Genomic DNA, 12,700 nt, shown 5'->3' on the forward strand with positions numbered 1-12,700 from the left:
CGACACCCGGAGTCGGGTGACCGTCGTAGGCGTCGGGTAGGAAGACCGCCATGAGTGAGCGACCGCGTTTCTCGTTGACGTCCACCGTGCTCGACGCGCCCTCCGCCCAGGAACTCGCCGGCTTCTACGAGCGGCTGCTCGACTGGCCGCGAAGCGAGGACGAGCCGGAGTGGGTGGTGCTGGCCGCGCCGGGCGGCGGGGCCACGCTGGCGTTCCAGGACGAGCCGGCGTACGTGCGTCCGGTGTGGCCGGCCGGCCCGGGGGACCCGCCGATGATGCTCCACCTCGACATCAAGGTCGACGACCTGGAGGCCGCCTCGGCGTACGCGGTGTCGCTCGGGGCCACGCTGGCCGACCACCAGCCGCAGGACGACGTACGGGTGCACCTCGACCCGGCCGGCCACCCGTTCTGCCTCTACCTGTGACCGCCACCGCCCGGATGGCGCTGCACGCCTGCGGCACCAACCCGCAGGACTGGTTCACCTGGCTCGGCGAGCGGCTGCCGCTGGCCGGGGACGTGCTGGAGGTGGGCGCCGGCACCGGTGAGCTGTGGCGTCGGGTGGAGCGGCCCGCAACCGGCCTCCGGCTGACGCTCACCGACCTCTCGCCGCCCGCTTCACCGACGTGACGGTGGAGCGTTACCCGGATGAGCGGGCCCGCATCGAGGCGGAGGGCGCCTTCCGGGTACGCAAGCACTCGGTGCTGATCAGCGCGACCCGCGGCCCTCGCTGACCCGGACGAAGGCTCGCCAGGCGTCGGCGGTGAAGGTGAGCACGGGACCGGTCGGGTCCTTGCTGTCCCGCACCCCGACCACCCCGACCAGGTTGCCCGCCACCTCGACGCAGTCGCCCTGCGTGCCGCTGCGGGTGGACTTCCGCCAGATCGCGCCGGTCAGCTCCATGACTCGACCACCTTCATCAGCTCGATCGAAACATGGGCGAGATCTTAATCGTTGAGCGGCCCTATGAACTTGATGGCGTAAACGGGTCACGGTCGACACCGACCCGGACGAAGGCTCGCCAGGCGTCGGCGGTGAAGGTGAGCACGGGACCGGTCGGGTCCTTGCTGTCCCGCACCCCGACCACCCCGACCAGGTTGCCGGCCACCTCGACGCACTCACTCTGACCACTACGGCTCGACTTCCGCCAGATCGCGCCGGTCAGCTCCATGACTCGACCACTTCCTTCATCAGCTCGATCGACTGGCGGCGGGACAGCGCGTCGCTCCGGACGCTCTCCCATCTGGACAGCAGGATAGCCACGTCCTCATCGCGGTCGATCACCGTTCCGCCGAGCTGGTTCTCCAGGTAGCCGATCCACCCACCGTCGCCGCCCCGGGCGAGCGTGAACGGGCCGGTCAGTCCGATGTGGAGGCTGACGTCGGTCGGAACGACATGGACAGCGACATGACGCAGCTCGCTCGCCGCTATCAGATGCGTGAGCTGCTGGCTCATCACCGCACGAAAGGACTCGTCCGCGCGCCGCAGCACGGCTTCCTCGATCACCGCCACGAACTTGGGTGGGTCGGCCCTGGTGAGCACGGATTGCCGGTCGAGCCGGACCGCCAGCCGGCGATCGGCGTCCTCGGTGCCGAGCATGTCGTCCGTACCGATCATGGCGCGGGCGTAGTTCTCGGTCTGCAACAGGCCCGGAATCAGGCTCGGTGGGTAGCAGCGCAGCTGTTGGGCCTGGCGTTCGGCGTCCAGCCAGGGGCGGAACCAGCTCGGCTGGCCGTCCCGCTCGGCGAGCTTCAGCAGCGACGTCAACAGCCCGCCGGTGCCCAGCACCTCGTCGGCCCGTCTCAGGAAGAACCGGTCCAGCGGACGCTGGCCCAACTCCACGGCCGACACCTGCGAGTTGGAGAAGTGCACGAGTTTCCCGAACTCCTCCTGACTCAGCTCGGCCTTCAGCCGCAGCCGGCGGAGTTGTGCGCGGATCAGTTCGGCGGTCGGCTCGTTCTCCACCCGTCGTCCTCGATCGGCCGTGCGGTTCCCGGATCCGCCCCGCCCCGGCCGTGGCGACTTCCGAGCGTAGTGGTCTGATCAGCACACTGTCACGCATGAACCTGCCCGTACCCCGGCTCGGGCCGTACCCGGACCGACCGCGTCCCTGCCCGCCGGGCCACCCGGCGCACCTGCCGATCCGACCACTGTGGCTCTGCCGCGCCTGCGGCGCACCGTGGCCCTGCGCCCAGGCCCGCCTGCTGCTCACCGCCGAGTACGCCGACCACCCGGTCGATCTGGCCGTCTACCTCTCCGGGCTCTACCACGAGGCCACCCACGACCTGTTCCGGCTCGCCCCGCACGACGGCCCGACCCCACGCGACCTGTTCGACAGGTTCGTCGGCTGGGGGCCCTACCGTCGAGGCGCTGCCGGGCGCGCCGTCGAGGGATACGATCCACCGACGTGACCACCCGCAGGAATGTCGTGTCCGGGGACTTCGACCTGACCATGGACGAGCTGCGTGTCGTGGCGCATTACGTGGTCCGGCACGCCGAGGACGTCCTGCCGGTCTTCGAGCACGCCGTACCCGATGATCCCCGGCCCCGGGCGGCGATCGACGCGGCCCGCGCGTTCGTCGACGGCGCCGACCGGACGCGACGGCAACGCGTGACGGCCGTGGACGCCCACCGGGCCGCCCGGTCCGCGCCCACCGAGGCCGCGCGCCTGGCCGCGCGGTCCGCCGGCGATGCCGCCGCCGCCGCGTACCTGCATCCGCTCGCGCAGGCCAGCCAGGTCGGCCACATCCTGCGGGCCGCGGCGAGCGCGGCGCGGATCGGGGAGCTGACCGCCGGCGGTGACCCGGCGGTCGGTGACGCGCTGCTGGACCGTTCGCGGCGGTGGGCCACCCCGGTGCTCGTCGACGTGCTCCGCCGCTACCCGCCGGCGACCGGCGGCAGCAGCCGGGCCGCCCGGCTGATGAGCAAACTGGACGATGCCCTGCGCACGGACGGAACGGAGCGCCCGTCGTGATCCTGTCGAAGGTCCGGGACCCCCGCTTCGTGACGATCCGCCGGGGCGGGACGCTCACCGACGACGACCACCGGCTGCTCGCGCTCTGGGCCGCCTCGTGCGCGGAACACGTCCTCGGTCTGTTCGAGACGGTCCGACCCGACGATCCGCGACCGCGCCAGGCGATCGAACACATCCGGGCCTGGGTACGCGGCGACATCACGATGATGGTGTCCCGCGCGGCCGGCGGTCACGCCATGGGGGCGGCCCGGGACCTGCGGGGAGCCGCGCGGCACGCGGCGTACGCGGCCGGCCAGGCCGGGGCCGTCGCCCACGTCGCCGCGCACGAACTCGGCGCCGCCGCGTACGCCATCAAGGCGGTGCGGGCCGCCGCGCCGCCGGAGGAGGCCGACGCGGCGGGCCGACGCGAGTGCCGCTGGCAGCGCGACCAGCTCCCGCCGGCGATCCGTGAGCTGGTCCTCGACGACCAGCGGCTGCGCAACGCCATCTGCTGGTCGGTGTTCGAGGACTGAGCCGCCGGGACCGACCACCCGACGGCGGCAACCATCGAGCGGCGGGGCGACGTCTGGGGAGGCATCAGACCGACGCACCACTGACCCGAAGGATCGGCTCGTGTGGACCCTCTCCTGAGTGAGTTCGACTCGTTCGTGCGCACCCGCACACCGGCGCTGCTGCGCTCGGCCTACCTGCTCACCGGTGACCAGCACCTGGCCGAGGATCTCGTCCAGTCCGCCCTCGCCCGTACCCACCGCTCCTGGAGCCGGCTGCACGACAGCGGCAACGCGGAGGCGTACACCCGGAAGATCATGTACCACCTCCAGGTCTCCTGGTGGCGACGCCGCCGGGTGGCCGAGTCGATGACGGGCGACCTGCCCGAGCCACGCGGAGGCGACTCGGCCCCCGACCACGCCCAGCAGACCACGCTCCGGCTCACGCTCCGGGCCGCGCTGGCCCGGCTGTCCGCGAAACAGCGGGCCGTGCTGGTGCTGCGGTTCTTCGAGGACCGCACCGAGACCGAGGCCGCCGACCTGCTCGGCGTCACCGTCGGCACGGTCAAGAGCCAGACCTCGAAGGCGCTCGCCAAGCTGCGCACCGTCGCCCCGGAACTCGCCGACCTGTACGCCACGGAAGGAACCGTCCGATGAACCAGGATCGCCTGCGCTTCGACCTGGCCGACCTGGCCGACGAGGTCACCCCGGTCGACCTGCGGGACCGGGCCCTGCGTACCTCCCGCCGGCTCGGCATCCGGCGGGCCGTCGCCACCTCCGCCGCCGTACTGCTGGCGCTGGCCGCCGCGACCGGGACCGCGCTCGCGATCCGGCCGGACGGTTCGGCGCCCGCGCCGGCCCTCCCGTCGGTGACCAGCACTCCGCCGCCGGTGCAGCCCACCTCGACGCCGTCCGTCGAGCCGTCCCGCTCGCCGTCGAAGGGGCCGAGCGTGGGCCCCGGCCAGCCGTCGTCGGCATTGGCCGGCACGCGCTACTACCTGGAGCAGACGTCCGCCCGGTCCCGGATCCACGCGGTCCGTGGCACCCAGGACCGGGTGGTCCACGAGGTCGTCCACTCCGGTGGCGGTTGCGAGGCCAACACCGTCAGCGTCTCGCCGGACGGCAAGCGGGTGGTGTGGGTGCAGGACAGCACCGACAACAACATGAGCGGCGTCCTGCTGATCGCCACCGTCGGGGACGACGGGGCGAGGACGCTGGCCGAGGGGATCAGCTGCCTCGGCAGTCGGCCGTTGCGTTGGCAGAGCGACGACCTGCTGATGGTGCAGCGGAAGAACGGGCAGTCCGTGCTCTACGACGCGCAGGCCCAGCGGCAGATCATCGGCGACCCCGGCCAGGAGACGGATCGCTGCTGGTCCTCCGACGGCACCTGGCTGGCCGCGGTGGCGGACGGCAAGCCGTACGTCACGAACGGCACCCGGACGCGGCAGTACACCTACACGCCGCCGAAGCAGGAGGCCGACAAGTGGGGCGGCTGGGAGGCGCGCAGCGTCTCCATGGACGGCCGGTACGTGGCGGTGGGCTGGATCGGCACCGACCCGTCCCGTCGGGACGGCAGCTTCGCGGTGGTCGACACCACCACCAGCAAAGTCGTCGACCTGCCCGGCACGGGCGAGGTGCGCAGCGTCCTGTTCAGCGCCGACGGCACCGTGCTGCTGCGGCGGGGAACCGGCATCACGGTCCTCGACAGCGCGTTCGAGCCACTCGGGACGGTGGCCGAGCCGGCCCCGGCCCGGAACCGGGCCCTGCTGGCGTACGTGCCGTGACGGTTTGCCGACACCTGTGAGGAGCATGCGCGGCAACCATCCGCACCGAAACCGACGTCTGGCACTGCGTCAGACCCACGCCTCACCGAAGCCGGGGACCCGATTGTGAACGTCATCCACACCGCTCGCGGACTGCGTACCGTTGCCGCCCTCGCCGCCGTGTTCGTCACGGCAGGGACGAGCGCCTGCGGCGAGACCGGAACCACGCCGTCCGCGCCCACCACCGCGCGGTCGTTCGCCTCCGCCGCCGCCGACGGAACTCCGACCGCCGTTCCCGCCACCCCGGCGGCCTCGTCGGCCACCCTGGCCGGCACTCGCTACTACCTGGCGTTCGGCGACCGGGCGGCGGAGATCCACGCGGTCCGGGGCGACACCGACCGGGTGACCACGAGCGTGCCGTACGGCACCGGCGACTGCGTCCGGAACACGATCACCATCTCCCCGTACGGCGAGCGGTTGGCCTGGGTGGAGGCCACGGCCGGGGCGGAGACCGGCACGCTCGTGACCGCACTGGTCGACGGCACCGGCCGGGCCACGATCGGGAAGCGGACGCCGTACTCCGGCAGGACCGCCTGCGTCGGCGACGAACCGCTCGTGTGGAACACCAACGACCGGCTGCTGGTGCAGCAGGAGGGGCACGCCGCGCTCCTCGACCTGTCCACCCGTCGGCCGGTCGTCGGGGACGCCGGGAACGAGACCCTGAAGTGGTGGACCCCGGACGGGCGGAACTGGGCTGCCGTCTCCGAGGGTCGGCCGTACGCGACAGACGGCCGGAGGGCCACCTTCTATCGCTACACGCCGCCGAAGGCCGAAGCTGCGCGGCACGATGGCTGGCGGGTCCGCAGCGTCTCCCCGGACGGCCGGTTCGTGGCGGTCGGCTGGATCAACACCGACACGTCCCGCAACGACGGGAGCTTCGCGGTGGTCGACACCACCACCAGCAAGGTGGTCGAGTTGCCCGGCGACGGTGCGGTCCGCAGCATCCTCTTCACCACCGACGGCACCGTACTGGTCCGGAGGGCCGCCGGGATCACCGTCCTGGACCAGCGGTTCCGGCCGGTCGGCACGGTGACCGAGCCGGCCGGGCTGGGCCGGGCGACACTGCTGGCTTACGTGCCGTGAGTAGATCTCGGCGCCGGGCGGTCCATCCGATGAACCGCCCGGCGCCGAGACGTCCACCACGTCCGGGCCCGGGGGGCGAGCGGGAGCGCACCGGGCGGTGACAGACTGGGCGACGCTTCTGCGGGGGACGTCGGAGGGAGGCGCCGTGCGCTGGCGCAGCTTCGTGGCGGTGGGCGACAGCTTCACCGAGGGCATGGACGACGCATATCCGGACGGCAGCTACCGGGGGTGGGCCGACCTGGTCGCCACCCGGCTCGCCGCCGAGGCCGGCCCCGACTTCCGCTACGCCAACCTGGCCATCCGGGGCCGGCTGTTCCCGAACGTCGTGGCCGAGCAGGTGCCGGCCGCGCTGGCCATGAAGCCCGACCTGATCAGTTTCGCGGCCGGCGGCAACGACGTGCTGCGCCGCAGCTTCGACCCGGACGTCTTCGTCCCGCGCTTCGACGCGGTGGTCGGGCGGCTGCGGTCCGGCGGCAGCGACGTGGTGCTGTTCCGGTTCGCCGACGTGATGGCCCGGCTGCCCGGTCAACGGCTGGTGGCGCCCCGGGTGACGCTGCTCAACCGGGCCGTCGGTGAGGTCGCCGAGCGGCACGGCGCGATCCTGGTCGACCTCTACGCCGACGAGGCGTACCTCAACCCGATGCTGTGGAGCACCGACCGGCTGCACCTGTCGGCGGCCGGGCACCGGCGGGTCGCCGCGCAGGTGCTCAGCGCGCTCGGCGTGGGCTGCGAGGAGGAGTGGCTGATGGTGCCACCGCACCCGGCGCCCAGCCCGTGGCTCGCCGCCCGCCGCGCCGACCTGCGCTGGGCCGGCCGGCACCTGGCGCCGTGGATCAAGCGTCGGCTGACCGGCCGCTCCTCCGGCGACTTCGTCACCGCCAAGCGGCCCGTGCTCGGCCCGGTCGACGCCGGCTGAGCGGTGCGCACCGTCCACGTCGCGGCCCTGCTGCGGCTCACCCTCGACGACGAGCCCCGCGCCGGGCTGGCGGTCCTGGTGGGCGGCGACCGCGTCGAGGCGGTCGCGCCGCTGGGCGAGCTGACCGGCGCGTACCCCGAGGTGCGGGTGCGGCGGTGGGCCGGCACGCTCGGGCCGGCGCGGGTGCACGACGGCCCGCTGCCGCCCGCGCCGACGCCGCGTGAACGGGTGCACGCGCTGTTCCGGCGCGGCGTCGCCGCGGTGCTCGACGCGCACGTCACCGATCCGGCGCTACGCGCCGCCGCGACCCGCAACGGGATGGCGGTGCTGCCCGCCGCCCGGCCCCCGACGCTGGTGGCCGGTGGCCGGGCCGACCTCGCCGTGTTCGACGCCGACGGCTCCTGCCGGGCCACCGTGGTCGCCGGGCGGCTGGTGCACCGCCGCGCCTGACCACCGTCGGCCACCTGGGCGGGTCAGGAGAACCGCACCCACGTCCGGTCCGTCCCCCGACCGACGCCGAGGAACCACGACGGCCCGTGCCGGACCGTGATCGTGCCGTCCGGCAGGACGCCCAGCGCCGTGTCCGGTGCCGGCGTCCGCAACGCCTCGCGCAGCTCGGGCACCTCGGCGTAGCGACCGCCGGTCACGAACCCCAACCCGCCGTACGCGTTGGCGACCACCAGGAGACCGTCGCCGGGCGCGGCTACCGTCGCGGTGTCGTCCGGCAGGTCCGCCCCGGGCTGCCAACCTTCGCCGGCCGGTCGCCACGTGCCGTTCGGCCGGTCGGTCCGGATCAGCCAGACGTCCCGCCCGTCCGGGGCGAGCGCGAGCTGCCGGGCGCCCGCGACCGTCGGCAGCTTCCGCCAGGTGGAACCCTGGTCGGAGCTGGTGACGACGGTCAGTCTCCCGTCGGACCAGACGGTCAGCCAGAGCCGGCCGTCCGCGCCCTCGACCAGGGTGTCCTCCGTGTCCGACCGCATCGTGACCGGTGGCTGCCGGAAGTGCTGGCCACCGCTCACCCGGAGCACGCGTCGTCGCTCGCAGTCCGGTTGGACGCCGTCCGGGGGACAGCCGAGGTAGAGCCCGCTCGGGGTGGCGAAGACGCGCCGGACGGCGGCCGGCGGCGCGTCGTACGGGTGGCTGGTGAACGTGCGCCCGCCGTCGGTCGTGACCAGGTATCCGCCGCGCGTCGTCACGGCCAGCGTGTCCGCGTCCAGGGGCAGGATCTGCACCAGGCCGTCGGGCACCGCCGGCAGGTCGGTGGGCCGCCAGGTCACGCCGCCGTCGGTGGTCCGCGCGACGGTACGCCGGCAGCCACTCACCGACTCGTCGGCCGGACAGGTGTCGAAGAGCGCCCAACCGGCCCGGGAGGAGACGAAGCGCAGGTCGGCCAGCGCACCGCGTACCCCGGGAAGGGTGACCGTGCGGACGGTGAGCCGGCCGGTCGCCTCGCTCGGCGTGACCGACGGCGTGGGCAGCGGTCCCGGCCGGTCACCGCGATGGGCGACCGCGAGCGCCGAGGCCGGCCCGGCCAGCGCCACGGCGAGCAGGCCGGCCAGCAGGCCGCGCCGCCGCCGGCGCTCCCGGATGCGACGCTGCGCGTCGGCCACGCCGGGCGGCAGGAAGGTCGGTGCCGCCGCGGTCTCGAACTCGACGAACAGTTCCTCCAGGTCAGGCACGGCGCAGCTCCGATCCGGTCTCGGTGAGGTGACGGGCGAGCGCGGCCCGGCCCCGGGACAGCCGGGACCGGACGGTGCCTTCCGGCGCACCGACCTGCTGGGCGATCTCGGCGACGCTCAGGTGCGCCAGGTGGTGCAACACGATCGCGCGGCGCTGGTCGGCGGGCAGGACGGCCAGCGCGTCGAGCAACGCCACCCGGTCCGGCTCCGGGCCGGGCACGTGCTCCTCCCGCTGCCGGGCCAGGTGCCGCACGGCGGTACGCATCCGGCGCAGCCGACTGGTGGCCAGGTTCCAGGCCACCCGACGGACGAACGCGGACGGATCGTCGTACCCGGCGATGCGGGGCCAGCGCTCCAGCGCCCGGCAGAACGCCTCCTGGGTCAGGTCCTGCGCCTCGCCGTGGTCACCCAGGTACGCGTAGAGCTGCACCGCGATGCGGTGGAAGTGGGCCCGGTAGAACTCGGTGAAGTCCGCCGGTGCGGTCCCGGCCCGGGGCGGCCCGGTCTGTTGCCGTGGGGTCATCGCGGTCCTCCGCGGTCGGGGGCGTTCGCAACTGTCACGTACGACCAGCCGGATCCGCTGCATCCCGATCCTCCCGACGGCGTGATCATCCGTACGGTCCGGTCGGCCTGACCGTTCCGTCCGGGGTGGCCGCATCCGGCGAATCGGGATCGCCCGATGTCCGCCCGGCTGGATAGCATCCGCTGCCCCCGTCGATCGAGTACGGGGTGAGATCGGGGAAAGGTGGATGAGGGATGACCCTCATGCCTGACAGAAATCCACTGCGGACCGGCCGGCGCAAGCTGCTCGCCGTCGCGCTGTCCACGGTGGTCGCGGCCGGAACGGTGACCGCCACCGCGGCGCCGGCCGCCGCGTACGACGTCCGCTACGAGACCAACACGTCCTGGGGCTGGACCGACTCCAAGACGCCGGACAAGAACAACCTGAAGCGGGCCGGCGACCTGCCGGTCGGCACCTGGATGGACGCCCAGGGCAAACCGCACACGTCGCGGGCCTACCTCACGTTCGACATCTCCCGTTACCAGGGCGCCGACATCACCTCCGCGATCCTCGACGTCAAGGAGACCGCCGGCGCGGACTGCACGAAGCGTCCGAGGATCGAGCTGTGGCGTACCGCCGCCTACACCGCGAAGTCGAGCTGGCGGAACGCCCCGGCCGACCGGGGTCTGGTCGACAGCCGCCAGCTCAGCGACCAGACCGTCTGCCCGGCGCCCCGGGTGGAGTTCGACGCGGTCGCAGCGCTGCGCCAGGCGCTCGCCGAGGGCCGGTCGACGCTGACCCTGTCGCTGCGCCTGCCGGCCGCCCTGGAGCAGGACCCCACGCTCGCGCGGAAGTACGCCAGCCGGGCCGGCATCTCCATCGACTACAACTTCCGCCCCGGCGTGCCGACCGGCCTGGAGACGACGAGCGGCACGGCGTGCACCACCGCCGCGCCGTACCAGGTGGTGCGCAACCCGACGCTGTCCGGCGTGGTGCACGACCGGGACCGTAACGACACCGGCGGCACCGACCAGCTCACCGTGTCCTTCGCGGCCTGGCCGGTCGACCAGCCGGACGCGCGGATCGAGCGGACGGACTACGCCCGCGACGGCGAGCGCGCCCTCGGCCGGTTCGACCAGATGTACCCGCGCCCGTTCGAGCACGACCGGACGTACGCCTGGCAGATGCGGGCCGCCGACAGCCGGGCAACCGGCGAGTGGAGCCCGGTCTGCTACTTCCGGACCGACTTCCAGGGCCCGGCGTCGCCGCCGGCGGTCACCTCGACCGACTTCCCGGACGACCGCGAGTACCACCCCGGCGTGCCGGGCGCCTTCACCTTCTCGGCGAACGGCGCGTCGGACGTCGTGTCGTTCAGCTACTCGCTGAACTACGGCGGCGAGAAGACGGTCACCGCCGACCGGGCGGGTGGATCGGCGACGGTCACGCTCACCCCCCGGCCCGGCATCAACACGGTGCGGGTCACGAGCTTCGACGTCGTCGGCAATCGCTCGGCGAGCACCGACTACACGTTCTTCGCCCGGGACGTGTCGCCGATCGTCGACGGGACGCTGAGCGAGATCGGGGTGCCCACCACGTTCCAGGTGCGGCCGCGGATGGACGGGGTGGTGCGCTACCGCTACGGCCTGGACGGCGACCCGGAGCGGACCGTCGACGCCGCCGCCGACGGCACCGCCACGTTCACCGTCACCGCGACCCGGGGCGGTTACCGCACGGTCGCCGTCACCGGCGTCACGGCCGCCGGTGTGGAGGTCACCGCCACCCGGCAGTTCTCGCTGCCCACCGAGCCGAAGATCTCGGCGACGGTGTACGAGGAGTACGGCTTCGGCGGCGGTCAGGGCGTGCCGGGCGTCTTCACGTTCACCCCGCGCCTGCCGGACACGGTCAGCTACCGCTACCGCTTCAACGACGAGGAGGCCACGGTCCAGGCCGACGACGCCGGAGTCGCCTCGGTGACCTGGACGCCGACGCAGGCGGGTTGGACCAACCTCGCGGTCTGGAGCGTCAGCCGCGACGGCACCGAGTCGGACGTGGCGACCTGGTCGTTCACGGTGCGGGACCTGCTGCCCACCATCTCCGGCGACCCGTACCGGTCCGACCTGTGGGCCGGTGGCCCGGGGCAGGCCGGCCAGTTCCGGTTCGGCTCCGAGGCGCCCGACACGGTGGCCTACCGCTACCGGTTCGACGGTGGCGCCGAGCAGAGCGTCGACGCCGACACCAACGGCAACGCCGCCGTCACCTGGACGCCCGAGCAGGGCGGCCCGCACGAGCTGACGGTGCGCGGGGTCGGCGCCGACGGCACCGTGTCGGCCGAGCGGGCATACCCGTTCCTGGTGAACGACGCGCCGCTGGTCGCGTCCGTGCAGTATCCGAAGGAGACGAACAGCGGGCTGCCCGGCGTGGCCGGCGTCTTCACCGTCACCCCGCAGCGGGCCGGGATGGTGAAGTACCACTACACGTTCTGGGGCGAGGAGACGAAGACGGTCGACGCGGCGGCCGACGGCACCGCCTCGATCACCTGGACGCCGGAGCAGGCCGGCTGGCGGCAGCTCACCGTGGTCGGGGAGACCGCGGACGGCACCACCACCCAGCCGCGGGAGTACACCTTCAGCGTCCGCGAGCCGAAGCCGACGATCATCTCGTACCTCTACAACGAGTACGACCCGCAGGGCGGCGTCGGCGTGGCGGGCGCGTTCCGGTTCGACTCGGAGCTGCCGGACACGGTCGCGTTCGTGTACCGGCTCAACGGCGGGCCGGAGCAGACCGTGGCGGTCACCGACGGCACCGCCGCCGAGCTGACCGTCACCCCGGACCGGGGCTTCCGCAACACGCTCACCGTCCGGGCCCGCTCGGCGACCGGCGAGCTGTCCCCGGAGGCGAGCTACTCCTTCATGGTGAGCACCGCGCCGACGGTCAGCTCCACGACCTACCCGGCCGGTGAGTCGGGCGGCGGCGTGGGCGTGCCCGGTGTCTTCACGTTCACGCCGCGCATGCCCGACGTCGAGAAGTACGTCTACCAGTTCGACAACGGCCCGGAGGTCACCGTTCCGGCGGGCGCGGACGGATCCGCCTCGGTGACGCTGACGCCGACCGAGGCGCGCTGGTACCCGATCTCGGTGTACGCGGTGGACCAGGCCGGCAACCGGTCGGACTACGCGTACCACTGGTTCGTGGTCCAGGGCTGACGAGCCCGGCGGACGTCCCGGCCCCACCACCTCC

General features: G+C 73.3%; 16 protein-coding genes. 11 read left to right on the plus strand and 5 right to left on the minus strand.

Translation table 11 applies throughout. The features are described from left to right. Window positions 1-50 precede the first annotated feature (50 nt). A complete protein-coding gene (locus OG767_RS01355; RefSeq protein ID WP_281933871.1) occupies window positions 51-425 on the plus strand; it encodes a VOC family protein in 375 nt (124 codons plus the stop codon). Beyond that, a complete protein-coding gene (locus OG767_RS01360) occupies window positions 422-628 on the plus strand; it encodes a hypothetical protein (protein ID WP_405091808.1) in 207 nt (68 codons plus the stop codon). Before OG767_RS01355 ends, OG767_RS01360 begins: the two co-directional genes overlap by 4 nt. 78 nt (window positions 629-706) lie before the next feature. Here OG767_RS01360 and OG767_RS01365 read toward each other — a convergent pair whose 3' ends face one another. The 3 genes from OG767_RS01365 to OG767_RS01375 form a co-directional block, all read right to left on the minus strand. Continuing rightward, window positions 707-901 (minus strand): DUF397 domain-containing protein, encoded by a 195-nt coding sequence (locus OG767_RS01365; RefSeq protein WP_405091809.1) that lies wholly within the window; start codon window positions 899-901, stop codon window positions 707-709. Window positions 902-962: 61 nt separating this feature from the next. Continuing rightward, on the minus strand, window positions 963-1,169 hold the full coding sequence (locus tag OG767_RS01370) for a DUF397 domain-containing protein (RefSeq protein WP_405091810.1): 207 nt from the start codon (window positions 1,167-1,169) through the stop codon (window positions 963-965). Further along, window positions 1,160-1,963, minus strand: coding sequence for a helix-turn-helix transcriptional regulator (locus OG767_RS01375; protein ID WP_405091811.1), 804 nt, complete (start codon window positions 1,961-1,963; stop codon window positions 1,160-1,162). Before OG767_RS01375 ends, OG767_RS01370 begins: the two co-directional genes overlap by 10 nt. A gap of 95 nt (window positions 1,964-2,058) precedes the next feature. Here OG767_RS01375 and OG767_RS01380 point away from each other — a divergent pair, with 95 nt between their 5' ends. The 8 genes from OG767_RS01380 to OG767_RS01415 all read left to right on the plus strand — a co-directional run bounded on the left by OG767_RS01380 (window position 2,059) and on the right by OG767_RS01415 (window position 7,732). Continuing rightward, the gene (locus OG767_RS01380; protein ID WP_405091812.1) at window positions 2,059-2,409 is read left to right on the plus strand and encodes a hypothetical protein; all 351 of its coding nucleotides are present in this window, start codon (window positions 2,059-2,061) and stop codon (window positions 2,407-2,409) included. After that, a complete protein-coding gene (locus tag OG767_RS01385; RefSeq protein WP_405091813.1) occupies window positions 2,406-2,972 on the plus strand; it encodes a putative immunity protein in 567 nt (188 codons plus the stop codon). The genes OG767_RS01380 and OG767_RS01385 overlap by 4 nt, the downstream gene beginning before the upstream one ends. After that, entirely contained in the window at window positions 2,969-3,484 is a 516-nt protein-coding gene (locus OG767_RS01390; protein ID WP_405091814.1) for a putative immunity protein, read from the plus strand. Before OG767_RS01385 ends, OG767_RS01390 begins: the two co-directional genes overlap by 4 nt. Window positions 3,485-3,586: 102 nt before the next feature. Next, window positions 3,587-4,117, plus strand: coding sequence for a SigE family RNA polymerase sigma factor (locus OG767_RS01395; RefSeq protein ID WP_107158158.1), 531 nt, complete (start codon window positions 3,587-3,589; stop codon window positions 4,115-4,117). Then, entirely contained in the window at window positions 4,114-5,244 is a 1,131-nt protein-coding gene (locus OG767_RS01400; protein ID WP_405091815.1) for a TolB family protein, read from the plus strand. Before OG767_RS01395 ends, OG767_RS01400 begins: the two co-directional genes overlap by 4 nt. Before the next feature lie 105 nt (window positions 5,245-5,349). Beyond that, window positions 5,350-6,366, plus strand: a complete 1,017-nt coding sequence (locus OG767_RS01405) for a hypothetical protein (protein WP_405091816.1) — start codon at window positions 5,350-5,352, stop codon at window positions 6,364-6,366. A gap of 145 nt (window positions 6,367-6,511) precedes the next feature. Beyond that, complete coding sequence (locus tag OG767_RS01410; RefSeq protein WP_405091817.1) at window positions 6,512-7,282, plus strand: SGNH/GDSL hydrolase family protein; 771 nt, start codon at window positions 6,512-6,514, stop codon at window positions 7,280-7,282. A 3-nt stretch (window positions 7,283-7,285) separates the two neighbouring features. After that, complete coding sequence (locus OG767_RS01415) at window positions 7,286-7,732, plus strand: hypothetical protein (protein ID WP_405091818.1); 447 nt, start codon at window positions 7,286-7,288, stop codon at window positions 7,730-7,732. A 23-nt stretch (window positions 7,733-7,755) separates the two neighbouring features. On the opposite strand, the gene OG767_RS01420 is transcribed toward OG767_RS01415, so the two are convergent. Together OG767_RS01420 and OG767_RS01425 are read right to left on the minus strand one after the other, a co-directional pair. Then, complete coding sequence (locus tag OG767_RS01420; RefSeq protein ID WP_405091819.1) at window positions 7,756-8,961, minus strand: WD40/YVTN/BNR-like repeat-containing protein; 1,206 nt, start codon at window positions 8,959-8,961, stop codon at window positions 7,756-7,758. Continuing rightward, window positions 8,954-9,484: an RNA polymerase sigma factor gene (locus tag OG767_RS01425; protein ID WP_107158163.1), complete on the minus strand. Its 531-nt coding sequence runs from the start codon at window positions 9,482-9,484 to the stop codon at window positions 8,954-8,956. Before OG767_RS01425 ends, OG767_RS01420 begins: the two co-directional genes overlap by 8 nt. A gap of 242 nt (window positions 9,485-9,726) precedes the next feature. On the opposite strand from OG767_RS01425, the gene OG767_RS01430 reads away from it, so the two are divergent. Then, entirely contained in the window at window positions 9,727-12,666 is a 2,940-nt protein-coding gene (locus OG767_RS01430) for a hypothetical protein (protein ID WP_405091820.1), read from the plus strand. The last annotated feature ends 34 nt before the right edge of the window (window positions 12,667-12,700 follow it).

It is taken from the genome of Micromonospora sp. NBC_01392, assembly GCF_045040125.1.
In the GTDB taxonomy this organism is placed as follows: Bacteria; Actinomycetota; Actinomycetes; order Mycobacteriales; family Micromonosporaceae; genus Micromonospora.